Here is a 23,879-nt window from a genome sequence, read left to right on the forward strand (position 1 = left end):
CCGTCGGCGTCGAGGGCCACCGCCCAGTGGTGCCCCTTACCGGCGTCGATGCCGACCCATATCCGCTCCTGCCGCGTGCTCAACCGCGTTGCTCCGTTCCACCGTGACCAACACTCCCGTGGTCCGTAGAACACTCCGCCGACAGGTCCCTAACCAGCGATGACCGCAGTTCTCAATCAGTGGTCGGAGCGTCCCGGAGGACCGGGCGGCCATTCCTCTCGAGCCCTCAAGGGCAACCCACCATCAGCCACACCCGGTCCTCCCGGACCGCCTCACATTCTTAGGGAGACCTCCCATGTCCGAACTGCCGCTGGTGCTGGGGCTGCTCCTCGTGGCGCTCAGCGGGACCGCCACGGTGCTGGTCCGCGACCCCGTCCGGCAGTCGTTTCTGCTCTCCCTGCTCGGCCTGGCCCTCGCGCTGCTGTTCCTGCTGCTCCAGGCACCGGACGTGGCACTGTCCCAGCTGGCGGTCGGCTCGGCACTGACGCCGCTGATGGTGCTGCTGGCCGTCCGCAAGGTCCGCCGCCGGGCCCGCGACGAGCTGAGCGAGGAGCGGGAGTGAGCCGGCGCCTGCGGGCGTGGGTGCTCGCCCTCGGCGGACTGGGCTTCGCGCTGCTCTACGCCGCGGCCGTCACCGGGCTGCCGGAGTTCGGCGGCCGCTGGCACCCGTACGGCGACCGGGCGGTGCGGGCCGCGCTGGCCAGGCACACCGCCAACGTCGTCTCGGCGGTCAACTTCGACCAGCGGGCGTTCGACACCCTCGGCGAGGAGTCCATCCTCTTCGGCGCCGTGCTGGGCGCCGTGGTGCTGCTCCGCCAGGCCCGGGACGAGAACCGCCGGCCGCCCGCACCGGCGCCCGTCTCCCCGCCGGTCCGCCGCTACGCGCTGCTCGCCCTGCCCGTCACCCTGCTGATCGGCGTCTACGTCGTGGCACACGGCCAACTCAGCCCCGGCGGCGGCTTCCAGGGCGGGGTGGTCGTCGCCACGTCGCTGCACCTGCTCTACATCGCCGTCGACTACCGGGCGCTGGAGCGCATCCGGCCGGTGGGGCTGTACGAGGTCGCGGACGCCGCGGGCGAGGCCGCGTACCTGCTGGTGGGCGCGGGTGCTTTGGTGGCCGGCGCCGCCTTCCTGACCAACGTCCTGCCCTACGGCACGTTCAACATGCTCTCCTCCGGCGGCACCGTCCCGCTGCTGAACGCCGCGATCGGGGTGGAGGTGACCTGCGGGGTGGTGGTGCTGCTGGCCCGTTTCCTGGACCAGGCGGTGGAGATCGAGGACCCGGAGGGGGACGAGAACGGGGACGGCGGCGGAAACGGGAACAGGGGCGGGCCGGAACGACCATGAGCGGGGTGTGCGGATGAGCGGGATGGACGTGCTGCCGTACGCGGTGGCCGGATGGCTGTTCCTGGCGGGCTGCTACGGGCTGGCGACCAGCCGCAACCTGATCCAGGCGGTGGGCTGCCTCGCGGTCTGCCAGTCGGCGACGTATGTGCTGCTGCTCGCGGTCGGCTACCGGAAGGGCGCCACCGCCCCGGTCTTCTCCGACGTGACGCCCGGTTCCCGGCCGGTGGTCGACCCGGTGGTCCAGGCACTGGTCCTCACCGACGTCGTCATCGGCGCCACGGTCACCGCGCTGCTGCTGTCTCTGGTCATCCAGATAGCCAAGCGGCACCGCACGGTGGACCCGGACGAGCTGCGGGAGCTGCGCGGGTGAGCGTCGCACGGCTTCTTCCGCTGATCGTGGCCGGGCCGCTGCTGGGCGCGGCGCTGCTGGTGGGGGCGGGCCGGCGGCTGCCCCGTTTCGCCGCGGAGCTGATGGGGTGTCTGTTCTCGGCCGGGACGGCGACGTTGGCACTGGGTGCGCTGGCCGCCACCCCCGCGGCGGCGCCCCGGCCGGCCGAGTGGGTGGGCGGGTGGCGGCCGCACCGGGGTGCGGGAGTGGGCATCGTGCTGGTCGGCGACCCGGTCGGCCTCGGTCTCGCGGCGCTGGTGTCCGTGCTGGTCCTGGGCTCCCTGGCGTACGCCTGGCGGTACTTCGACGAACCGCCGCGCCGGCACGCCGGCTCCTTCCCGGGGCTGATGCTGCTCTTCCAGGCGGGCATGTGCGGTTTTGCACTGACCGGCGACCTGTTCAACGCCTTCGTCTTCTTCGAGCTGATGGGCGCGGTCGCGTACGCGCTGACCGGCTACCGGGTCGAGGAGGCCCGCCCGGTCCAGGGCGCCCTGGTCTTCGCACTCGTCAACTCCCTGGGCGGCTACGCCGCGCTGCTCGGCATCGGGCTGCTGTACGGGCGGACCGGCGAGCTGGGGATGGCACAGATCGGCAGCCGGCTGGACGCCCACCCGGGCCGGGGCGGCGCCCTGGTCCTGGCGGCGTTCGTCCTGATCGTCGCCGGGCTGCTGGTCAAGGCGGCGGCGGTGCCGTTCCACTTCTGGCTGGCGGACGCGCATGCGGTGGCCCCGACGCCGGTGTGCATGCTGCTGTCCGGGGTCATGGTGGAGCTGGGCCTGTACGGCGCCCTCCGGGTGTACTGGACCGTCTTCGCCGGCCCCGGCGGGCTGCCGGCCGCCGGAGTGCACCGGGCGCTGCTGACGCTGGGCGTCGTGACGGCGCTGCTGGGGGCGGTGATGTGCTGGCTGCAGCGCCATCTGAAGCGGCTGCTGGCCTATTCCACGATCGCGCACATCGGCCTGTTCCTGGTCGGTCTGGCGGTGCTCACCCCGCGGAGCACCGGCGGGGTCGCGCTGTACGTCCTGGCGCACGCGGGCGTCAAGGCCGCCCTGTTCGCCTGCGTGGGCATCCTGCTGGACCGCTACGGCAGTGTCGACGAACACGAACTGCACGGCCAGGCGCGGGAACTGCCGCGGGTGGGCGTGCTGTTCGCGGTGGGCGGTCTGGCGCTGGCGGGGCTGCCGCCGTTCGGCACCGCGCTCGGCAAGGCGGCCGTCGAGGAGGCGGCCGGCGGCTGGGTGACGGCGCTGGGCGTGCTGGTCTCGGCGGCCACCGGCGGCGCGGTGCTGCGGGCGGCCGCCCGGGTGTTCCTGGGTCTGGGGCAGCGGCATCCGACCGACGCGCCCGAGGAGACGACCGGTGCGGGCGAGGAGCCGGAGACCCAGGGCGGGCTGCTGTCCCGGGTCCCCGACACCATGCTGGTGGTGCCCGCGGTGCTGCTGGCCGGCGCACTGGCGACCGGCCTGGTCCCCGGGCTGCCTGCGGCAGTCGGCCGGGCCGCCGGCGCCTTCACCGACCACGCGGGCTACACCGCTTCGGTGTTGCGGGGCACCCCGGCCCCGCCCGCGGCGGACGAGGCGCCGCGCTGGTCGGCGGCCGGGGTGCTGTGGGGCCTCGTGGCCACCGCGCTGGCCGCCACCGGTGCCGCGCTGTCCGTGCGGCGGCCGGTCCACCGGGAACCGGCCCGCTGGATGGTGCCGCTGCGCCGCCTGCACTCCGGTCACCCCGGCGACTACGTCGCGTGGTTCCTGGCCGGGCTGACGGTGCTGGCGGCGCTGGTGCTCTGAGGTGACTCAGGCAGGACTCAGGGGTACGACACCACGGTCGAGGGGACCGTCGAGCTGCCGGAGGTCGGTGCGCCGGTCTCGTTGATGACGTGTTCGAACTGGCCCTTGCCGCCGAGCGAGACGACCAGCAGGTCGTGGAACTTCACCCCGGGCGCGTTCGGGGCGGCGAAGCCGTGGTGCTGGACGATGCCGGGGTCGACATTGTAGTAGCAGTAGCTGCCCAGGCCCCATGCCTCGTGGGTGGTGACCGAGTCGGCGACCTTGTAGGCGGCGTAGCCCTTGGTGTCGCCGTCCTGGACGGCTGCCTGGTTCGGGGCGTCGTACGCCTTCTCGTTCTGCAGGAAGACGGTGCGGCCGCGCTGCCCGTACCACTGCACGTCATACTTGTTGAAGTGCTCCACGAACAGGCCGGTGGCCAGCACGTCGTCGCCGTTGACGCGGATGCCGTAGTCGGCGCGGTTGGTCTCCCAGCCGACGCCGTCGCCGTGGTCGGCGCGCCAGACCCAGGTGTGGTCGACGAGGGTGTGCCGGCTGTTGACGACGATGCCGGTGGTGGCCTTGCCCGGGCCGGCGCCGCCGATGCGCAGGAAGACGTCCTGGACGGTGGTCGGGTCGGCGGAGTGGTCCGCGGCGGCGCCGGCCGGGCCGATTTCGAGGAGGGTGGCGGAGTTGACCGGTCCGGCGTCGATGAGCAGGCCGGCCAGTCTGATGCCGTCGACGTCGGCGGTCTTCAGGGCGGTGACACCGTTGTCGGGGACGAGGGTGGCGTAGCCGAGGCCGAGGACGACGGTGTGCGGTGCGGTCACCCGGATCGGCTGGTCGAAGTGGTAGATGCCGGGCGTGAGGAGCAGGTGGAGGCCCTGGGCGAGTGCCTGGTTGAGGGTGGCGGCCAAGTCGCCGGGCTTGGCGACATAGCAGCTCGACAGCGGCAGCGAGGTGCCGCGCGGGGTGCCCTTGCCCCAGGTGACCCCACGGGCGCCGGTTCTCAACTCCGGTAGGAATACCTTGAGTTCGGCACCATCGAGGTGGAGGAAGGGCTTTTCGCGGGAGACGGGGGTGGTGTCGAGGACGGTGTAGGGCGGGTGGGGGAAAGTCTGCCCGGGGGCGCCCTCGACGCCCGAGAAGACCATGTTCCACACGCCGTTGGACCAGCCGCCGACCGCGCTGTCGCGGGCGTACCACTGCTGTTGGGAGCGCGGCTCCACCGTTCCGTCGATCCGGCAGTCGGCGAGGTAGCCGCCACTGGCCCAGCCGTCGCCGGTGGGCGCGAGGCCGAGGCCGCCGCGGACGTGCATCCGGCGGAACGGCGCGGCCTGGGCGACGGCCCAGCGGGTGGTGCCGCTGACCGGGACGAGGGCGAGGTTCTCGGCGGAGCGCCAGAAGTTCTGCGTGGCGTTTCCGTTGAACCAGCCGGCGTCGACGGTGACATCGCCGTTGAGGGTGGTGTCGTCGGGCGACAGTCCCAGGCCGGCTATGGAGGTGTAGAAGCCGAGCTGGGCGTTGAGGCCGTGGTAGGTGCCCGGTGTGAACAGCAGGGCGTAGCGCCCGGTGCCGAACTGGGCCTTCTCCTGGCGCTTGAACACCTCGTCCAGTCGGGCCTGGATGTCCGGGGTGGACGGGTTGAAGATCAGGACGTTGGGGCCGAGGTCGCCGCCGCCGGGCAGCTCGCCGCGCGGGGCCCGGCGCCGCGGAGCGGCGCAGGCGGTGCGGGACAGGCCGAGCACGGCGGATGCCGAGGCGGCCGCGGCCCCGAGAACGGTCCGGCGGCCGACGGCGGGGCGCCCGGAGGTGGGGCGTTCGGGGGTGGCGGGTTCCTCGGAGGCAGGGCTCATGAGTGACCCTCCTGATTCAGGAAGTGAAGACGTGGGGGGAGGTGGGGAGCGTGCTCCCGCCGTCGCATGCTTCAGCTTCCTGAAGGGTGCGTCAAGAGGACGAACCGGAGTGCGCCCCGCCACAGCCGAGCCACCGTCAAGTTACGTGTACCTAAGGGCAGTTGATGCCCGTTGTGCAGCACCGACCGAAGCGGGACGCCTCGTTCCCGCCGTGTTCAAGAAGTGTTCGCTTCGACGCTTCACTCCACCGTCTGATCCCCGTCGGGGAGGTCCTGGACGGTGACCTTGGCGTGCGGCCGGCCGAGCCCGTCCGCCACCGCGCGGGCCAGGCCGTCGGGGTCGGGCGCGGTGGGCACCGGGATCTGTGCGTCCTCCGGATAGCTCTCGATCGCCTTGGTGAAGTAGCCGGGATACCAGGCACCGACCGCGCCCCGGACCTCCACCGCGCGGACCGCGCGCGTCCCGATCCGCTGCCGGACGGCGCCGAGGATCCGGTCGGACCGGTATTCCCCGGGCACCTGGAACAGACTGGCGTGCGCGCCGATCTTTCCGCCGTCGGCCAGGCGGACGGTGATCGTCAGACAGCTGGTCACCGCGGGGTAGAGCAGCGTGCCGCCGGGCCCGACCTCGCCGACCTGGCCCTCGGTGATCCTGAGCGTGGTGGCCGGGGCCGCGGCGGGGGCGCTCGCCACCGCCGGGGCCGCCTGGGCCGGGGCAGCCGCGGCCACGCCGGCCGGCAGAACCAGGACGGCGGCGAGCGTCGCTGTCGCGCGGTTGCGTATGCCGGTCATCGCTGCGCCGCCCGTCACTCGAACCGCGCCGGGTCGCCGGCGCCGCGCCGTACGATCTCCATGCCGTCGCCCGAGAAGTCGACGACGGTGGTGGGCTCGGTGCCGCAGTCACCGGAGTCGACCACCGCGTCCACGACGTGGTCGAGGCGCTCCTTGATCTCCCAGCCCTGGGTCAGCGGCTCGTCCTCGTCGGGCAGCAGCAGGGTGCTGGAGAGCAGCGGTTCGCCCAGCTCGGCCAGGAGTGCCTGGGCGACGGTGTGGTCCGGGATCCGGACGCCGACGGTCTTCTTCTTCGGGTGCAGGAGCTGGCGCGGGACCTCCTTCGTCGCCGGGAGGATGAAGGTGTAGCGGCCGGGCGTCGCGGCCTTGATCGCACGGAAGACGTCGTTGTCGATGTGCACGAACTGGCCCAGCTGCGCGAAGTTCTGGCACACCAGGGTGAAGTGGTGACGGTCGTCGAGGTTGCGGATCGACCGGATGCGGTCGATGCCGTCGCGGCTGCCGAGCTGGCAGCCCAGGGCGAAGCAGGAGTCGGTCGGGTAGGCGATGAGCGCGCCCGACCGGACGGCGTCGGCGACGGTGGTGACGGTGCGGCGCTGGGGGTTGTCCGGATGGACGTCGAAGTACTTGGCCATTTTCGCGAGTCTAGGTGATCGCCGGGCCGACGCCCCTTCGGCGCGGGCGGGCCGCGGCCCGGTCCATACCAAAGTATTGACGTGCCCACGGCGAGGGTTCACGCTGTGGTCGATTGGTCTGGACCACCCCCTCTCTCTCGTCGGCTCGTGGAGGTCAAGTGCCCCCTCGTCAGGTGCCCCCTCGTCACCTCAGAACTCTCGCCGCCGGTATCGCGGCGGCCGCGCTCGCGCTCGGCGTCGCCGGCACGGCGCTCGCCACCGGCGACCGCGCCGCCCCGCGGTCCGCCGCCGCGGCCCCGGCCCCGAAGGCCCTGGGCAGCAACTGGTACGCGGCCGCGCCCTACCTCATGCCGCTCGACAACGACCCGCCGGACGCCGGCGCGGTCATGGACGCCACCGGCCTCAAGGCGTTCCAACTCGCCTTCGTCCTCGCGCCCAACGGCGGCGGCTGCTCACCGGCCTGGGACGGTCTCCACCCGGTCGCGTCGGACACCGCGGTGACCGGCGTGATCTCCGCGATCCGGGCGAAGGGCGGCGACGTCTCCGCGTCCGTCGGCGGCTACAACGGCACCAAGCTCGGCCAGGCGTGCGGCACCCCCGAGGCGACCGCCGCCGCCTACCAGCAGGTCATCGACAAGTACGGCCTGAAGGCACTCGACTTCGACCTGGAGGAGCCGGAGTACGAGAACTCCGCGGCGATCCACAACGAGATCGGCGCCGCCAAGATCCTCCAGCAGAAGAACCCCGGCCTCTACCTCTCCGTCACCACCGCCGGGACGGCCGACGGCACCGGCTGGTTCGGCAAGCAGATGCTGAGCGAGGCCAAGTCCCAGTCCTTCACCCCGGACAACTTCTCCATCATGCCGTTCGACGGCGGCTTCGACGGCGCCGCCGCCCAGACCTCCGCACTGACCCACTTCAACGCCGTCCTGCGGTCCACCTTCGGCTGGGACGAGGCCACCGCCTACGCCCACGAGGGCATCTCGCAGATGAACGGCCGCAGCGACTCCGGGGAGTTCTTCACCCAGGCCGACTTCCAGACCGTGCTGGACTTCGCCACCTCCCACCACATGGCCCGCCTCACCAACTGGTCCGTCAACCGCGACCGCCAGTGCACCCCGCCCGACAACAACGGCCGCACCTCCGGGACCTGCAGCAGCGTCCCGCAGGGTGCCTGGGACTTCACCAGGTTCTCGGTGCGGTTCGCCGGTGCCACACCGCCCACCGCACCTCCGACGACACCGCCCACCACGCCCCCGGGCGGCAGTTGCGCGGCCAGTCCCTACGCCGCCGGGACGGTCTACGTGGGCGGTGACACCGTCTCCTACCAGGGCCACACCTGGAAGGCCCGCTGGTGGACCCAGGGCGAGGCGCCGTCCACCGGCGGCTCGGGTGTCTGGCAGGACCTGGGCGCCTGCTGACCCCGTGTGGGGAGGAGCGCTCGGCGGATCGCTTCTCCCCACCCGGGCCCCGCCCGTGCGATGCGCCCAAGATCACACATCCCGGCGGCCGGCCGGGGCAGACTCGGCGGTATGAGCGCCACGCCCCCGGTCCCCCACCTGCCCCGGACCATCGACGAGAGCACCCTGCTGCGCGCCCTCCCGATGGCCGCCGCCGTCGACGCCCTCCGCGCCGCGCTGCGCGACGGCCCCGACCCCGAAGCCGATCCCCCGCGCACCATCGTGCCCGTCGAGCACGGCCAGCTGCTGCTGATGCCCGCACACCGCAGCCGGTACGCGGGCGTCAAGGTCGCCACCGTCGCCCCGGACAACCCCGACGCCGGACTCCCCCGCGTCCAGGGCCAGTACCTCCTCTTCGACGCCACCACCCTCTCCCCGCTCGCGCTGCTGGACGGCATCGCGCTGACCACCGTGCGCACCTCCGCCGTCTCCGCGCTCGCCGCCGATCTGCTCGCCGTCCCCGACGCGGGCCGGCTGGTGGTGTTCGGCACCGGGCCGCAGGCCCGCGGCCACCTGGACGCGCTGCGCGCGGTGCGGCCGCTCACCCACGTCACGGTGGTGGGACGCACACCGGCGAACGTCGAACGCTTCGTCGCCGAGGCCCGCCGGGACACCGGGCTCACCGTGGAGTCCGGCGAGCCGTCCGCCGTCGCCGGCGCCGACCTCGTCGCCTGCTGCACGACCGCCCACACCCCGCTGTTCGACGGCGCCCTGCTCCCGCCGCACGCCACGGTGACCGCGGTCGGCTCCCATGAACGCGGCAGCCGCGAGGTGGACACCACCACCGTCCTGCGCAGCACGGTCGTGGTCGAGTCCCGGTCCGCCGCGGCCCGCGAGGCCGGCGACCTCATCCCGGAGCTGGAGAGCGGACGGCTCGACCGGGAGGCACTGGTGACGCTCGCCGGCCTGGCCACCGGCGCGGCCGCCGCGGACCCGGAACGTCCCCGCCTCTTCAAGAGCGTCGGGATGGCCTGGGAGGACCTCGCGGTCGCGGGCGCCGCCTACGAAGGTGCTGCCTGACGGCACACTCACCGGCGGTTCCGGCGACCCTCGTGCGATGCTAAGGGCGCCCGGCCGAGGGGCCTGACCTCGGCCGATGCCGAGATTGGGGAGCGTACGGCACGGTGAAGGCAGCTATACGACGGACCGTTACGGGCACCTGGAACCGCTTCGCGGCCTCCGACCCGGGACTGCTGCGACTGATGGCCGGGCTGCGGACGGTGGGGGCGATCGTGCTGACCCTCGTCGTCCTGGCGCTGCTCGGCACCGGCGTCACCTTGTTGGTCGCGGGCGCCATGGCGGCGATGGTCGCCACCTTCGCCATCCGGGAGAAGGAGGTGCGCGGCCAGGCGGTCACCCTCGCCCTGGGCCTGCCGGTCGCGCTGGCCGCGGTGACGCTGGGGGCGCTGCTGCACAGCCGGATCATCGCCGGTGACCTGTTCTTCATCGCGCTGATCTTCGGTGCGGCCTACGCCCGCCGGTTCGGCGACCGCGGGACGGCACTGGGGCTGATCGGCTTCCAGGTCTACTTCGTCTCGCTGTTCGTGCACGCCACCGTGGCGACGCTGCCGGAGCTGTTCCTGACCCTGGCGGTCGCGTTCGCGTGCAGCGCGGTGGTGCGCTTCGCCGTCTTCCCCGACACTCCCGAACGCACCCTGGCCCGGCTCCGGGAGGCGTTCCGGGCCCGGATGGCGCAGCTGGTGGCGACCCACCGGGAGGTGGTGGACGCCGGGCCCGAGGAGATCGACGGCGTCCTCGACGACCTGCGGCGGCACACCGCGCGGCTGCACGAGACGGCGCTGATGATCCAGGGCCGGCTGGAGGAGGGCACCCGCGACGCGGCCACCGCGGCACTGCTCCAACGCCGCGTCGCGGACGCCGAGATCGCCGCCGAACGCCTGGGCATGACGCTGCTCAACGCGCGCAGCGCGGAGCGCACCGACACCCTCACCCTGCACCTGCCGCACGCCCCGGTCCCGGCCACCGCCAACCGCATGCAGTCGGAGGGCGACGCGGTGGCGACCCTCCGCCGGGACCTGGACGCGCTGGCGCTGCTGGTGGCCCGGGCGCCCGGCGACCGCGGCACCGCGGTGGCGCACGTCCGCAACCGCCTGCTGGGCTACCGCGACGAGGACAACCTGCCGCGCGGCTCGGGCGCCGTCCAGGACGCCTTCCGTGCGCTCGGTGAGGCCGCCCGCGCGGTGCTCGGTCTGCGGCTGGCACTGGACGGGCCGCAGGACGAGTCCGACGACACCTCCGCCACCACTCGCTCGCGGGAGGAGTTCGACGCCGAGGACCTGGCGATCTTCGGCGCGGAGGAGGCCGAGGAGGAGGAGCACACCGGCCTGAAGCGGCCCACCACCCGGGCGGCGTTCCAGGTCGCGGTCGGTTCCGCGCTGGCCATCGTCGGCGGCGAGTTCCTGTCCACCCAGCGCTGGTACTGGGCGGTGCTGACCTGCTGGGTGGTGTTCCTCAACACCGCGTCCACCGGCGAGGTCCTGGTCAAGGGCTACCGCCGGCTGGTGGGCACGGTGCTCGGCGTGGCCGCCGGTGTGGCGCTGGCCGGGCTGGTGGGCAACCACACCTGGACGGCGTTCGTCCTGGTGCTGCTCTGCGTCTTCGGGGGCTTCTTCACCGCGCCGCTGTCGTACGCGCTGATGTCCTTCTTCGTCACCGCGATGCTGGGCCTGCTCTACACCCTCCTCAACACCTACAGCGTCGCGACGCTGGTGCTGCGGATCGAGGAGACGGCACTGGGCGCGGCGTGCGGGATCATCGCCGCGGCGGTGGTCCTGCCGGTGCACACCGACCGGCGCACCGACGAGCACCTGGCCGCGGTGCTGGACCGGCTGCGCGAGGCGGTGTCGGCGGCGGTGGCCCAGCTGTCCGGCGGTCCCGCGGTGGACCTGCTGACCCTCGCCCGCGACCTGGACACCGCGCTGAACGACCTGCGCGACTCCACCCAGCCGCTGGTGCACCCCATCACCCCGCTGCGGGTCCGCCGCCAGACCGCGCGCTATCTGGTGGCGCTGCTGGAGACCTGCGCCTACCACGCCCGGTCGCTGGCGGCGACCGCCGAGCTGCTGCCGGCCAGCCGCTCGGTGGCGGCCGATCCGCGGCTGGGCCGCGTCGGCCGGCGCATCGCGAGCAATATCGAGCTGATCTCCGCCCGGGTGCAGGACCAGCCCGCGGACGGCGAGGTGGAGGCGGGCGCCAGCATCGCCTCGCTGCTGGACGCCGGCGACTCCCCGGTGCCGCCCTCGCACACCGTCACCTTCCGTGTGCTGCGGCATCTGCAGCGGCTCGACGAGGGTGTGGTGGGTATCGCCCGCGCCCTGGACGTGCCGGTGGCCGGCCGGGCCGGCCGGAAGAACATCTGACGCGGCCGGTGGTGACGGGGGGCGCGGCGCACGGCCCGCCCCGTCACCGCCGGGTAAAACCTTTCCCTCGTTCCCGTAGCGCGGCCCGGCCCCCGCCGCGGCCGCCCGCTTCCCTCCCCCACGGAGAACCCGCAGCTCAAAGCAGCGCTCTCGTGATCGCCGACCGCTGGGGCGCCGCCCCGCGCGCCCCTCCCCCGCGATGCGCCCCGGTTGACGCGACCGGTTCCCCGGGCACACCCTCCTTACATAGGTGCTCGATACAACTGACTCTGGTGGAGCGGCTCGGGCGGCCGGCCCCGACCGGCCTCGTCCGCCCCCTCCGGGCCCGCGGCCGCAGCGGCGCCTCCGGCGTCCCCCTGCGCCCGCGGCCCCAGAGTTCGGAGCAGGAGGACACGGCATGTGCGGTATCACCGGCTGGATTTCCTTCGACCGCGATCTGCGTTCCGAGCAGAAGACCGTGGACGCGATGACCGAGACGATGTCCTGCCGCGGCCCCGACGACCGCGGCACCTGGGTACGCGGCCCGGCCGCGCTCGGCCACCGTCGCCTCGCCATCATCGACCTGCCCGGCGGACGTCAGCCCATGACCGCCCAACGCCCCGACGGCACCGAGGTCGTCCTCGTCTACTCCGGCGAGACCTACAACTTCGGCGAGCTGCGCAGCGAACTGACGGGCCGCGGCCACCACTTCACCACCGACTCCGACACCGAGGTCGTCCTGCACGGATACCTGGAGTGGGGCGAAGCGGTCGCCGAACACCTCAACGGGATGTTCGCGTTCGCCGTCTGGGACGAGCAGCGCCGCCGGCTGGTGATGGTCCGCGACCGGATGGGCATCAAGCCGTTCTACTACTACCCCACCACCGACGGCGTGCTGTTCGGCTCCGAACCCAAGGCGATTCTCGCCAACCCGCTCGCCCAGCGGCGGGTCGGACTGGACGGCTTGCGCGAGCTGTTCGCCTGCGTCAAGACACCCGGACACGCCGTGTGGGACGGCATGTACGAGGTCGAGCCGGGCAGCGTCGTCACCGTCGACGCCGACGGAGTGCGCCGGCACGTCTACTGGTCGCTGCGCACCCGTGCGCACCACGACGACCAGGAGACCACGATCGGCCACGTCCGAACCCTGCTCGACGACATCGTCCGCCGCCAGCTGGTCTCTGACGTCCCGCGCTGCACCCTGCTCTCCGGCGGCCTGGACTCCTCGGCGATGACCACCCTGGCGGCCCGTCAACTGGCCGAGACGGGCGAGACGGTGCGCAGCTTCGCCGTCGACTTCGTCGGCCAGACCGAGAACTTCGTCGCCGACGACCTGCGCGCCACCCCCGACACCCCCTTCGTGCACGACGTGGCCCGGGTCGCCGGCACCGAGCACCAGGACATCGTGCTGGACTCCGCCGCCCTGGCCGACCTCGACGTCCGCGCCGAGATGCTGCGCGCCCGCGACCTGCCGCTGGGCCTGGGCGACATGGACGCCTCCCTCTACCTGCTGTTCAAGTCGATCCGCGAGCACTCGACGGTGGCGTTGTCCGGCGAGTCGGCCGACGAGGTCTTCGGCGGGTACAAGCAGTTCTTCGACGAGGAGGCCCGCAAGGCCGACACCTTCCCCTGGCTCGTCCGCCACACCCAGCACATCGGCGACGACCGGACCATCCTGACCTCCGACGTCAGCGAACGCCTCGACCTGCGCTCCTACATCCAGGACGGCTACGACCGCGCCGTCAAGGACGTCGAACGGCTCGACGGGGAGAGCGACTTCGAGTTCCGGATGCGGACGATCTGCCATCTGCACCTGACGCGGTTCGTCCGGATCCTGCTGGACCGCAAGGACCGGGCGAGCATGGCCGTCGGACTGGAGGTCCGGGTCCCGTTCTGCGACCACCGCCTGGTCGAGTACGTCTACAACGCCCCCTGGTCCCTGAAGTCCTTCGACGGCCGGGAGAAGAGCCTGCTGCGCGAGGCCACCGCCGATCTGCTGCCCAGGTCGGTGTACGACCGGGTGAAGAGCCCGTACCCGTCCACCCAGGACCCGCAGTACGCCGTCGCGCTCCAGCAGCACGCCAAGGACCTGCTGGCGCGCCCCTCGCACCAGGTCTTCGACCTCGTCGACCGCGACTGGCTGCGCCGTGCGGCGCACCATGGGACGCCGCAGATCACCCAGGCAGCACGGCGCGGCCTCGAACGGACACTGGATCTGGCCCTGTGGTTGGAGATGTACTCCCCCGCCATTACGCTCACTTGATCCGCGGCGAGCCCTGAGCAGGGGATGCACGGCGGACCCGGTGCGGTACCGAGGGATGGTTGAGCGATGACAATCGGCGACGACGCGGCGCTCCAACTGGTGGTCTCACTGCACCGGCTCACCCGGAGCCTGCGCAGATCCGCCGCGGCGGGCAGCATCCAGCTGACCCATGTCGCCGTGCTGGCGCTGCTCAACCAGCGCGGCCCGTCCCGGATCGGGGAGATCGCGCAGTGGGTGCCCTGCTCCCAGCCGACCGCCACCGCGGCGGTCCTCGGCCTGGAGTCGGCCGGCCTGGTGCGCCGCGAGGCCGACCCCGAGGACCGGCGCGCCAGCCGGATCCTGCTCACCGAACGCGGCACCGCGGCGCTGGCGGACCTCGCCCGCGATGAGGCACAGGTGCTCACCCGTCGCCTCGCCGCGCTCCGGCCAGCGGAGATCCGCCGGCTGACCGAGGTCGAGCCGCTGCTCCGCCGCCTCGCCGAGGCGGGCGACTGACCAACTGGCCAACCGACCAGCGGCCGCTCCGGCCCTGCGCTCGGCCTCCGCTTTCTCCCTCGCCCGTCCCGGCACGGGCACCGGCATCCGGATCAATTGCGTCCGTGACGGCGATATCGCCCCACTCGGCCGGGAAGGGCTGCCCATGCGCACCGCCGACCGACTGACTGGCTGACTGGCGACCGGCCAGGTGCGGCGGGGCGGCCCACTGCGAGAAAGGGCGGACGATGCGGGTCGAGAAGGCGGTGCAGGCCGCGGAATCGGTGCGGGCCGAGGACGCGGTGCGCCCGGCGTCCGGGACGGACGGCGACCCCAGGCGGCTGGTGGCCCGCACCGACGCCGTACTGGCCGACCCACGGCTGGCCGCAGCCCTGCACCGACTGGGCCCCGGCGTCGTGAAACCACTGGTGGTGGCGGCCCAACAGCGGGCCCGCACCGGCGGGTTACCGCCCTCCGCGATCACCGAGGCGGTGCTGCGGGCGCTGCCCCGGAACGCCGGCGGGCTGCGCCCGGTACTGAACGCGACAGGGGTGCTGCTGCACACCAACCTCGGGCGGGCCCCGCTGTCGGCGGCGGCCCGGGCGGCGGTGGCCGACGCCTGCGGCTGCACCGATGTGGAACTGGACCTCGGCACCGGCCGGCGCGCCCGGCGCGGCGCCGCCGCCCTCGACGCCCTGCTGCACGCCGTCCCGGCGGCCGAGGCGGCGCATGTGGTCAACAACGGCGCCGCCGCCCTCGTCCTGGCCGCGACCGCGCTGGCCGCCGGCCGCGAAATCATCGTCAGCCGCGGCGAGTTGGTGGAGATCGGCGACGGTTTCCGGCTGCCGGAGCTGCTGGTGTCCACCGGCGCCCGCCTGCGGGAGGTGGGCACCACCAACCGCACCACCGCCGACGACTACCGGGCCGCGCTGAGCCCGGACACCGGCTGTGTGCTCAAGATCCACCCCTCCAACTTCCGGATCAGCGGCTTCACCCGCGCGGCGACCGTCGCCGAACTGTCCCGCCTCGGCGTCCCGGTCGTCGCCGACATCGGCTCCGGCCTGCTGGCACCCGACCCGCTGCTGCCCGACGAGCCGGACGCGGAGAGCTGGCTGCGGGCCGGCGCGTCCGTCGTCACGGCCAGCGGCGACAAGCTGCTCGGCGGCCCGCAGTGCGGACTGGTCCTGGGGCGCGCCGAGCCGGTCCGCCGGATGGCACGGCACCCGTTGGCACGCGCCCTGCGCACCGACAAGCTGACGCTCGCCGCACTGACCGCGACCGTCCGCGGACCGGCCACTCCCACCCACCGGGCCCTGCACACCGATGTCCGGGAACTCCGGTCGCGCGCCGAGCGACTGGCCGAACGCCTGCGCGCCGCCGGCGTGGACGCGTACGCGGTGGCCTCCGAGGCGACGGTGGGCGGCGGTGGTGCCCCGGGCGTCGTCCTCCCCAGCGCGGCGCTGTCGCTGCCGGAGTGGTTCGCGGCGCGGCTGCGCACCGGTGCGCCCGCCGTACTGGGACGCGTCGCGGGCGGGCGGTGTCTGCTGGATCTGCGGGCGGTGCCCGCGGAGGAGGACACCGAGTTGGCGGAGGCGGTCCGCGCCGCCGCGGACCGGTGAGCCGCGTGGCAGGCAACGACGACGGCGAGGTGCGGGCGGCCGGCCGGATGCATGTGCTGGCCACCGCCGGCCATGTCGATCACGGCAAGTCCACGCTGGTCAAGGCGTTGACCGGCATGGAACCGGACCGGTGGGAGGAGGAGCGCCGCCGCGGCCTCACCCTCGACCTGGGGTTCGTCTGGACGCGGCTCGGCCCCACCGACCCGTCCCTCGCCTTCGTCGACGTCCCGGGCCACGAGCGGCTGGTGGGCACCATGCTCGCCGGGGTCGGGCCGGTCCCGGCGGTCCTCCTGGTGGTCGCTGCCGACCAGGGCTGGCAGCCGCAATCGGCCGAGCACCTCGCCGTCCTGGACGCGCTCGGAGTGCGGTACGGGCTGCTGGCGGTCACCCGCAGCGACCTCGCCGACCCGGAGCCGGTCCGCCGGGACGCGCTGACACGGATCGCCGCCACCTCCCTGGGCCGCGTCGCATCCGTTCCGGTCAGCGCCACCACCGGCACCGGTCTCGCCGAACTCCGGGCGGCTCTCACCCGGTTGACGGGCCGCCTCCCCGCTCCGGACCACGGCGCCGACGTCCGGCTGTGGGCGGACCGGGTCTTCTCCGTCCGCGGCCGGGGCACCGTGGTCACCGGCACGCTCGGCGGCGGCACCCTGCGCACCGGCGACCGGCTCGTCGTCGCCGGCGGCGACGGGGCCCCCGGGGCGGACGCGGAGGTCCGGGTGCGGGGCCTGCAGTGCCTCCGGCAGGAGCGTACGGAGGTGACGGCGGTGGCGCGGGTGGCCGTCAACGTCCACGGCCCGGGCGAGGCCCGCATCCGGCGCGGCAGTGCCCTGCTCACCCCCGGCCGATGGACCGGCACCGACCTGATCGACGTCCGGCTGCGCGGGGACGCCACCACCGCGCTCCCCCGCCACCTGATGCTGCACGCCGGCACGGCCGCGGTCCCGGTCACGGTCCGCCCCCTCGGCCCGGACACCGCCCGGCTCACTCTCCGCCGCCCGCTCCCCCTACGGGTCGGCGACCGCGCCCTGCTCCGCGACCCGGGCCGGCACCGGGTCCCGGGCGGCATCACGGTGCTCGACGTCCGGCCGCCCCGGCTCACCCGGCGCGGCGACGCGGCCTCCCGCGCCGCGGTGCTCGCCACGCTGACCGGCGCCCCGGACGCCACCGCCGAACTCCGCCGCCGCGGCCTGATCCGGCGTCAGGACCTGCTCGCGATGGGCGTCCCGGCCACCGGGTCGGAGGTCGCCCCCGGCTGGCTGGCCGACCCGGCCCACTGGACCCGGCTCCGCACCCGCCTGGCCACCGCCGTCACCGCACACGCCACGGACCACCCCCTCACCCCCGGCCTCCCCACCGAGGCCGCCCGCCGGCTGCTCGACCTCCCGGACCGCGCCCTCGTCCACGCGCTCCTGACCACACCCGGTACCCGCCCCCTCCACCACCGCGACGGCCGGATCTACGACACCACCGAACACCCGCCCCTCCCACCCCGCGTACGCACGGCAGTCGACACGGTCCTCCGCGACCTCGCCACCGCGCCGTTCCACGCCCCGGACACCACCCGCCTCGCCGAACTCGGCCTTGCCACCCGAGAGTTGGCGGCGGCCGAGGCCGCGGGCATGCTGTGGCGCCTCACCGAGGGCATCGTCCTGCGCCCCGGCGCCGACACCCGGGCCGCCGCCCTCCTCGCCGCCCTCCCCCAGCCCTTCACCCTCAGCGAGGCCCGCCGCGCCCTCGACACCACCCGCCGGGTCGCCGTCCCCCTCCTGGAACACCTGGACCACCAGGGCCGCACCCAACGCATCAACGCCACCCACCGCCGCTGCCGCACCCCCACCGCCACCGGGGGCGGGCCCGCACTGTCGCCTCCGTGACATCCAGGGCAGAGCTTGCCAGCATCACCCAAACGCGGTAATAGCCTCAGACCATCCAGCGGCATATCATCTTCGGCATGGCGCCCACATGCGTCCCAGACGCCACCGCCGAGGCCAACGAACGTATACGTACGTTCATGGCCGCCCGTGTCGGTCGGCCACTATGGCCCGAAGAGCAAGCCGAGTACGAGCAACTGCTCGCCGCTTGGACCGACGCGATACACACCCGCCGGCCCACGAACTGACCACCACAGCGCCTCGTCCCTGCCCACGCGGGGCCGAGGCGCTGTCCGTTCACCGCCGCCCGGTTGGCCCCTGACACCGACTGTCCCGTTGCTCCGCCGGCCAGTTGGCCCGCCACACCGACCGACCCCGCCCCACGCCCCGAGATCACCGCCGTACACAATGACCGGTATGTCGATACCGAACACCCCAAAGACGGCGACGATCGACGACGCTCCACTGATCAGCCGCGCCCTGACCCGCGCCTTCGACGACGACCCGATGATGCGCTGGTGCTTCCCCGACGACACCTCACGCGAGGCAGGACTCGGCCGCTACTTCAGCACGCTCTTCACCCGCCAGTACGTCCGCCACGGCGTCTGCGAACGCACCGACGCGGCCGCCGCGTTCTGGGTGCCGCCGGAGGCACAGGACAAGGCCGTTCCCGACGCGGAGACCCTCCAGGAACTCGCAAGCATCCTCGGCGACCGTGCCGCCCTCTTCGCGGAGGCCGCCCAGACGGCCGCCGCCTACACGCCCCAGGAACCGCACTGGTCACTGGCGTTGATCGGCGCCGACCCGGCCGCCCAGGGCCAGGGCCACGGATCCGCCCTGCTCCGCTCGGGCCTGGCCAAGGCCGACGCCGCCGGGCTGCCCACCTACCTGGAGTCCTCCAAGCCGTCCAACCTGCCCGTCTACGAGCACTTCGGCTTCATCGTCCGAGAGAAGATGCAACTCCCGGGCAACGGCCCCACCCTGTGGACCATGTGGCGCGAACCCCGCGGTATCGCACACAGCAGCGCCCCCGTCCTCGCCCTCGAATGAGCATGAACGGAGGCGTCGCGCCAGGTATCCAAGGATCTGCCCCTTGGGGGAACTCAGTCGTCTACAAGAAAGGCGCCGCTCACCACTCTCTGAATACCTTCGGTGATCGGGGCGGTTCCGATCCGGGCAGAGCCGGAATTGGGCCCGTCGGCACTGGCGGTGCCGGCTGCAAGGACGACCAGCACTGAGGCCGCTACTGCTGTGGCGAGAACGGTCAGGCGCTTCATGAGGGACCTCCACTCGTCAAGGCGATTCATCGGCAGGATCACCGCCATCTTTCCCGCCACTCCCCGGGCCTCCTCCGGCACACGCCCATGTCACTCCAACGTGCGCCGGTGCTACAGGCCATCTGCGGCCGGCAGCGGCGTCGGCGGTAGGGGTGAGGTGAGCGCCGTGTACGGGTGCGCTTGGCGCGGTTTGAGGTGCTGATCCGTACGCTGGAGCCGTCCGCGGGTCGGCAGGCCGTGGCGAGCGGAGGCGGACGGGAATCGAACCCGCCTGTCCGAGATCCTCGGACACCTCGGTTTTGAAGACCGGGAGGGCCACCAGGCACCCGCACGCCTCCCCGCCGCGTCGGCGGACTCGGCCCAAGGTACCCGGCCGGCCGGGAGGTGCCCCGGATCCGGGACGGCACGGCATGGCGGACAGCAGGCAGCGGCAGGGCGCTGAGGTTGTGGAGGAGGCGATGAGTGTGGCGGGGGTGCGGCTTACGCAGTATGCGCGGGGTGGCGGGTGTGCCTGCAAGATTCCGCCGGGGGAGTTGGAGGCGGTGGTGGCCGGGTTGGACCGGGGCGGGGGTGTTGCCGGGGGGCTGGAGTTGGTGGTGGGGCTGGAGACCGGTGATGATGCGGCGGTGGTGCGGTTGGGCGGGGGCGGGGCCGGCGGCGGCACGGGCGGGACGGCGGTGGTTTCGACGGCGGACTTCTTCACGCCGGTGGTGGACGATGCGTACGACTGGGGGCGGATCGCGGCGGCCAACGCGCTGTCCGATGTGTACGCGATGGGCGGGGAGCCGGTGCTGGCGGTGAATCTGCTGGCCTGGCCGCGGGAGGTGTTGCCGGCGGACCTCGCGCGGGAGGTGCTGCGGGGCGGTTGGGACGTCGCGTCGGCGGCGGGGTGCCATGTGGGCGGCGGTCACAGCATCGACGATCCAGAGCCGAAGTACGGGATGGCGGTGACCGGGGTCGCCGATCCGGACCGGCTGCTGCGCAACGACGCCGGGGTACCGGGGACGCCGCTGTCGCTGACCAAACCGCTCGGCGTCGGGGTGTTGAACAACCGTCACAAGGCGACCGGGGAGCGGTTCGAGGAGGCGGTGGCGACGATGGCGGCGCTCAACCGGGACGCGGCGCGGGCCGCCGTGGCGGCGGGTGCCCGGTGTGCGACCGACGTCACCGGGTTCGGGCTGCTGGGCCATCTGTTCAAGCTGGCGCGGGCCTCCGGGGTGACCGCGGTGCTGGACGCGGGGGCGGTGCCGTTGCTGGACGGCGCCCGGGAGGCGGTGCGGGACGGGTACGTCAGCGGCGGCACCCGGCGGAATCTGGAGTGGGTCGCGCCGCACACCGACTTCGGCACCGCGGACGAGGCGACGCGGCTGCTGCTGGCGGACGCGCAGACGTCCGGTGGGCTGCTGGTGGCCGGCGAGGTGCCGGGCGCCCCGGTCGTCGGCGAGCTGGTGGGGTGGGCGGAGCGCACGCTGGTCGTCCGCTGAGCGGGCGCGGCCGGGCCGCGGTCGTCAGGGTTCCCGGCCGGTGTCCTCGGTGATGCCGGCGCGCCGCCGGCAGGCCGCGACCAGGGCCGCGGCGGCGGGGCCGCGCGGCCGCCGTCCCGGGCGGATGTCGCAGGTCAGCGCCTTGGCCTCCTGGATGTGGGTGTTGGGGTCGAGGGACAGGTGGAGGAGTTCGTTGGCGGCGTCGCCGGTGCTGTAGCCGTTGGGTCCCCAGTGGTAGGGCAGGCCGATCTGGTGGATCCGGCGACCCTGGACGGTCAGCGGCGCCATCCGGTCGGTGACCAGCACCCGGGCCTCGATGACGCCGCGGGCGGTGACGATCGTGGCCCAGTCGGTGTGGGCCAGTCCCCGTTCGGCGGCCAGTTCCGGTGACACCTCGCAGAAGAACTCCGGCTGGAGTTCGGCCAGGTAGGGCAGCCAGCGGGACATGCCGCCGGCGGTGTGGTGCTCGGTGAGGCGGTAGGTGGTCACGACGTACGGGAAGACGTCCGCGCCGGGTGCGGCGCCGGCGGGGTGGAAGCGGTCGGCGGGGTGCGGGCGCAGCAAGTGCCGTACGGGGTTGTGCTGTTGGGGGTGGAGCGGGTTGGTGAACGGCGACTCCTGCGGTTCGTAGTGGGTGGGCAGCGGGCCGTCGACGAGGCCGGCCGGCGCGTACAGCCATGCCTTGCCGTCGGCCTGCATGACGAAGGCGTCGGTGCCGGAGAGCGCCGCGGCGCCGGTGGCGTCGGGCGGCGGGCGGTGGTCGGGTGGGGTGGAGGCGCGGAAGTCGGGGACGTCGTGGCCGGTCCAGGCGGCCCGGTCCGGGTCCCACCACACCAGGGCCTTGCGGGCGCTCCAGGGGCGGCCGTCGGGGTCGGCGGAGGCCCGGTTGTAGAGGATGCGCCGGTTGGCGGGCCAGGCCCAACCCCACTCGGCGGCCACCCAGTTCTGGTCCCGGCCGGGCTTGCGGCGGGCCGCCTGGTTGACCCCGTCGGCGTGGACGCCGCAGTAGATCCAGCAGCCGCAGGCGGTCGAGCCGTCCGCGGCGAGCTGTTCGTAGGACGACAGCGGACGGCCGTCGGCGTCGCGGCCGTTGATCTCGGCGAGCACCGCCTCGGCGTCCGGTTCGGCGTGCCCGCCGTGGGTCGGGTAGTCCCAGGTCAGGTCGCGGACGGGGTGGTCCATCGGGTCGTTCGAGGCGGCCAGTCTCGCCTTGAGGAGGCGGCCGAGGTGGTAGGTGAACCACAGGTCGCTGCGGGCGTCCCCGGGCGGTTCCACGGCCTGGTGGTGCCATTGCAGCATCCGCTGGGTGTTGGTGAAGCTGCCCGCCTTCTCGGTGTGGGCGGCGGCGGGCAGGAAGAAGACCTCGGTGCCGATGTCCTCGGTGCGCAGTTCGCCGGTGGCGATCTCGGGGCCGTCCTGCCACCAGGTCGCCGATTCGATCAGCGAGAAGTCGCGGACCACCAGCCAGTCCAGGGCCGCCATGCCGAGCCGCTGCAGCTTGGCGTTGGCCGAGCCGACGGCCGGGTTCTCGCCCATCAGGAAGTAGCCCTTGCAGACGCCGTCGAGCTGGGCGTGGACGGTCTCGTAGGTGCTGTGCGAGCCGGTCAGGCGGGGCAGGTAGTCGAAGCAGAAGTCGTTCTCCTCGGTGGCCGCGTCGCCCCAGTACGCCTTGAGCAGACTGACCAGGTAGGCACGCAGGTCGCCCCAGTAGCCCTTGCGCGGCGATCGGCCGGCCACGAACTCCGCCAGGTCCTGGCCCTCGTGGGCCTGCCGCATGGGGAGGTAGCCGGGCAGCAGGTCGAAGAGGGTGGGGATGTCGGTGGAGCCCTGGATGGAGGCGTGGCCGCGCAGCGCCAGGATGCCGCCGCCGGGGCGGCCGATGTTGCCCAGGAGGGTCTGCAGGACGGCCGCGGCCCGGATGTACTGCACGCCGACGGTGTGCTGGGTCCAGCCGACCGCGTAGGCGAACGCGGTGGTGCGGTCCCGGCCGGAGTTCTGCGTGAGCAGGTCGCACACCTGACGGAACAGCGCACGCGGTACCCCGCAGACCTCCTCGACCAGCTCGGGGGTGTACCGGGCGTAGTGCCGCCGCAGCACCTGGAAGACGCACCGCGGGTGGGTGAGGGTCTCGTCGCGGCGGGGCTCGCCGTGGCCGGTCTCGGCGGCCTCGTACTGCCAGCTGGTGGTGTCGTAGACGCGGCCGTCCCGGTCCAGGCCGGAGAAGACACCGGCCAGGTCCTCGGTGTCGCGGAAGTCCTCGCCGAGGACGAACGGCGCGTTGGTGTAGGCGACCACGTACGCGCGGAAGTACGCCTCGGTGCGCAGGACGTGGTTGATCAGGCCGCCGAGGAAGGCGATGTCGCTGCCGGCGCGCAGCGGGACGTGCAGGTCCGCCAGGGCGCTGGTGCGGGTGAAGCGCGGGTCGACGTGGACGATCCGCGCGCCGCGGGCCTTGGCCTCCATCACCCACTGGAACCCGACCGGATGGCACTCGGCCATGTTCGAGCCCTGGATGACGATGCAGTCGGAGTTCTGGAGGTCCTGCTGGAAGGTGGTCGCACCGCCGCGGCCGAACGAGGTTCCCAGACCGGGAACGGTGGCGGAGTGTCAAATACGTGCCTGGTTCTCGATCTGGACCGCGCCCAGGGCCGTGAACAGCTTCTTGATGAGGTAGTTCTCCTCGTTGTCCAAGGTGGCGCCGCCCAGGCTGGCGATGCCCAGCGTGCGGCGGGTGCGGAGCCCGTCGGCCGCCCACTGCCAGCCCTTGCGGCGGGCCTCGACGACCCGGTCGGCGATCATGTCCATCGCCGTCACCAGGTCGATCCGCTCCCAGCGGCTGCCGTGAGGGCGGCGGTAGAGCGCGTGGTGCTCCCGGGCCGGGCCGGTGGTCAGCTGGAGGCTGGCGGCGCCCTTGGGGCACAGCCGGCCGCGTGAGACGGGCGAGTCGGGGTCGCCCTCGATCTGGGTGACCCGGCCGTCCTGGACGTAGACGCTCTGGCCGCAGCCCACCGCGCAGTACGGGCAGACGGACGGGACGACCTTGTCGGCGGTGCGGGTGCGTGCGGTGCGGTGCGCGGTGGCGGGGCTCTTGGCCGCGGCTCCCCGGCCGGTCGGGTCGTCGCCGGTCAGCTGCCGGTAGACCGGCCAGCCCTCGATCCAGGTGTGCACGCCCATGGCGATCGGCTCCTCTCCCGCTCCCGTCCGGCGGCCCTCGCTGCCGCGCCCGCCCGGGCCCGGCCATGTCCTGCCACGATCCGACGGCGACCGGGCGCCCCGCAACCGGAGCGCG

At 73.3% G+C, this 23,879-nt stretch carries 18 protein-coding genes and 1 tRNA gene; 13 read left to right on the plus strand and 6 right to left on the minus strand.

From position 1 onward, the window contains the following. The first annotated feature begins 295 nt into the window (after positions 1-295). The 4 genes from B073_RS0108225 to B073_RS0108240 are packed head-to-tail and all read left to right on the plus strand — an operon-like array spanning position 296 to position 3,522. Positions 296-562 (plus strand): hydrogenase subunit MbhD domain-containing protein, encoded by a 267-nt coding sequence (locus tag B073_RS0108225; RefSeq protein WP_018537605.1) that lies wholly within the window; start codon positions 296-298, stop codon positions 560-562. After that, a complete protein-coding gene (locus tag B073_RS0108230) occupies positions 559-1,347 on the plus strand; it encodes an MnhB domain-containing protein (RefSeq protein WP_018537606.1) in 789 nt (262 codons plus the stop codon). Before B073_RS0108225 ends, B073_RS0108230 begins: the two co-directional genes overlap by 4 nt. 22 nt (positions 1,348-1,369) lie before the next feature. Continuing rightward, on the plus strand, positions 1,370-1,717 hold the full coding sequence (locus B073_RS0108235; protein ID WP_018537607.1) for a sodium:proton antiporter: 348 nt from the start codon (positions 1,370-1,372) through the stop codon (positions 1,715-1,717). Next, complete coding sequence (locus tag B073_RS0108240) at positions 1,714-3,522, plus strand: complex I subunit 5 family protein (RefSeq protein WP_018537608.1); 1,809 nt, start codon at positions 1,714-1,716, stop codon at positions 3,520-3,522. The genes B073_RS0108235 and B073_RS0108240 overlap by 4 nt, the downstream gene beginning before the upstream one ends. 17 nt (positions 3,523-3,539) lie before the next feature. Here B073_RS0108240 and B073_RS0108245 read toward each other — a convergent pair whose 3' ends face one another. From B073_RS0108245 to B073_RS0108255, 3 genes are all read right to left on the minus strand, one after another. Continuing rightward, the gene (locus tag B073_RS0108245) at positions 3,540-5,354 is read right to left on the minus strand and encodes a hypothetical protein (RefSeq protein ID WP_018537609.1); all 1,815 of its coding nucleotides are present in this window, start codon (positions 5,352-5,354) and stop codon (positions 3,540-3,542) included. 239 nt (positions 5,355-5,593) lie between these two features. Beyond that, positions 5,594-6,145 (minus strand): hypothetical protein, encoded by a 552-nt coding sequence (locus tag B073_RS0108250; RefSeq protein WP_018537610.1) that lies wholly within the window; start codon positions 6,143-6,145, stop codon positions 5,594-5,596. Between the two features lie 14 nt (positions 6,146-6,159). After that, complete coding sequence (locus tag B073_RS0108255) at positions 6,160-6,780, minus strand: L-threonylcarbamoyladenylate synthase (protein ID WP_018537611.1); 621 nt, start codon at positions 6,778-6,780, stop codon at positions 6,160-6,162. Between the two features lie 173 nt (positions 6,781-6,953). Here B073_RS0108255 and B073_RS0108260 point away from each other — a divergent pair, with 173 nt between their 5' ends. From B073_RS0108260 to B073_RS39420, 8 genes are all read left to right on the plus strand, one after another. Continuing rightward, entirely contained in the window at positions 6,954-8,201 is a 1,248-nt protein-coding gene (locus B073_RS0108260) for a chitinase (RefSeq protein ID WP_018537612.1), read from the plus strand. A gap of 111 nt (positions 8,202-8,312) precedes the next feature. Continuing rightward, entirely contained in the window at positions 8,313-9,260 is a 948-nt protein-coding gene (locus B073_RS0108265) for an ornithine cyclodeaminase family protein (protein ID WP_018537613.1), read from the plus strand. 182 nt (positions 9,261-9,442) lie between these two features. Continuing rightward, positions 9,443-11,620 carry an FUSC family protein gene (locus tag B073_RS0108270; RefSeq protein ID WP_018537614.1) on the plus strand — a complete coding sequence of 726 codons (2,178 nt, stop codon included), beginning with the start codon at positions 9,443-9,445 and terminating at the stop codon, positions 11,618-11,620. A 397-nt stretch (positions 11,621-12,017) separates the two neighbouring features. Beyond that, positions 12,018-13,862: an asparagine synthase (glutamine-hydrolyzing) gene (gene asnB, locus B073_RS0108275; protein WP_018537615.1), complete on the plus strand. Its 1,845-nt coding sequence runs from the start codon at positions 12,018-12,020 to the stop codon at positions 13,860-13,862. Between the two features lie 66 nt (positions 13,863-13,928). Continuing rightward, positions 13,929-14,357 (plus strand): MarR family winged helix-turn-helix transcriptional regulator, encoded by a 429-nt coding sequence (locus B073_RS0108280; protein WP_018537616.1) that lies wholly within the window; start codon positions 13,929-13,931, stop codon positions 14,355-14,357. Positions 14,358-14,584: 227 nt separating this feature from the next. Continuing rightward, the gene (selA, locus tag B073_RS0108285) at positions 14,585-15,955 is read left to right on the plus strand and encodes an L-seryl-tRNA(Sec) selenium transferase (RefSeq protein WP_018537617.1); all 1,371 of its coding nucleotides are present in this window, start codon (positions 14,585-14,587) and stop codon (positions 15,953-15,955) included. Between the two features lie 47 nt (positions 15,956-16,002). Continuing rightward, complete coding sequence (gene selB / locus B073_RS0108290; RefSeq protein WP_037811244.1) at positions 16,003-17,832, plus strand: selenocysteine-specific translation elongation factor; 1,830 nt, start codon at positions 16,003-16,005, stop codon at positions 17,830-17,832. A 414-nt stretch (positions 17,833-18,246) separates the two neighbouring features. Further along, positions 18,247-18,879, plus strand: coding sequence for a GNAT family N-acetyltransferase (locus B073_RS39420; protein ID WP_018537619.1), 633 nt, complete (start codon positions 18,247-18,249; stop codon positions 18,877-18,879). Between the two features lie 53 nt (positions 18,880-18,932). On the opposite strand, the gene B073_RS0108300 is transcribed toward B073_RS39420, so the two are convergent. Beyond that, positions 18,933-19,166: a hypothetical protein gene (locus tag B073_RS0108300; protein WP_018537620.1), complete on the minus strand. Its 234-nt coding sequence runs from the start codon at positions 19,164-19,166 to the stop codon at positions 18,933-18,935. A gap of 185 nt (positions 19,167-19,351) precedes the next feature. Then, positions 19,352-19,444 (minus strand) — tRNA-Sec (locus tag B073_RS46285). Positions 19,445-19,564: 120 nt separating this feature from the next. Between B073_RS46285 and selD the strand changes: the two genes are divergently transcribed. Next, entirely contained in the window at positions 19,565-20,590 is a 1,026-nt protein-coding gene (gene selD / locus B073_RS0108305; protein ID WP_026247185.1) for a selenide, water dikinase SelD, read from the plus strand. A gap of 24 nt (positions 20,591-20,614) precedes the next feature. Here selD and fdnG read toward each other — a convergent pair whose 3' ends face one another. After that, positions 20,615-23,764, minus strand: coding sequence for a formate dehydrogenase-N subunit alpha (fdnG, locus tag B073_RS0108310; protein WP_106731802.1), 3,150 nt, complete (start codon positions 23,762-23,764; stop codon positions 20,615-20,617). Between the last annotated feature and the right edge of the window lie 115 nt (positions 23,765-23,879).

Source organism: Streptomyces sp. MspMP-M5 (assembly GCF_000373585.1).
In the GTDB taxonomy this organism is placed as follows: Bacteria; Actinomycetota; Actinomycetes; order Streptomycetales; family Streptomycetaceae; genus Streptomyces.

Excerpts from the sequence above, each read along its gene's own strand:
- B073_RS0108235 (WP_018537607.1), top strand. The coding sequence starts at position 1,370 with ATGGACGTGCTGCCGTACGCGGTGGCCGGATGGCTGTTCCTGGCGGGC.
- asnB (WP_018537615.1), top strand. The coding sequence starts at position 12,018 with ATGTGCGGTATCACCGGCTGGATTTCCTTCGACCGCGATCTGCGTTCC.
- B073_RS0108280 (WP_018537616.1), top strand. The coding sequence starts at position 13,929 with ATGACAATCGGCGACGACGCGGCGCTCCAACTGGTGGTCTCACTGCAC.
- B073_RS0108270 (WP_018537614.1), top strand. The coding sequence starts at position 9,443 with ATGGCCGGGCTGCGGACGGTGGGGGCGATCGTGCTGACCCTCGTCGTC.
- selB (WP_037811244.1), top strand. The coding sequence starts at position 16,003 with ATGCATGTGCTGGCCACCGCCGGCCATGTCGATCACGGCAAGTCCACG.
- B073_RS0108245 (WP_018537609.1), bottom strand. The coding sequence starts at position 5,354 with ATGAGCCCTGCCTCCGAGGAACCCGCCACCCCCGAACGCCCCACCTCC.
- B073_RS0108250 (WP_018537610.1), bottom strand. The coding sequence starts at position 6,145 with ATGACCGGCATACGCAACCGCGCGACAGCGACGCTCGCCGCCGTCCTG.
- selD (WP_026247185.1), top strand. The coding sequence starts at position 19,565 with ATGAGTGTGGCGGGGGTGCGGCTTACGCAGTATGCGCGGGGTGGCGGG.
- B073_RS0108225 (WP_018537605.1), top strand. The coding sequence starts at position 296 with ATGTCCGAACTGCCGCTGGTGCTGGGGCTGCTCCTCGTGGCGCTCAGC.
- selA (WP_018537617.1), top strand. The coding sequence starts at position 14,585 with ATGCGGGTCGAGAAGGCGGTGCAGGCCGCGGAATCGGTGCGGGCCGAG.
- B073_RS39420 (WP_018537619.1), top strand. The coding sequence starts at position 18,247 with ATGTCGATACCGAACACCCCAAAGACGGCGACGATCGACGACGCTCCA.
- B073_RS0108255 (WP_018537611.1), bottom strand. The coding sequence starts at position 6,780 with ATGGCCAAGTACTTCGACGTCCATCCGGACAACCCCCAGCGCCGCACC.
- B073_RS0108265 (WP_018537613.1), top strand. The coding sequence starts at position 8,313 with ATGAGCGCCACGCCCCCGGTCCCCCACCTGCCCCGGACCATCGACGAG.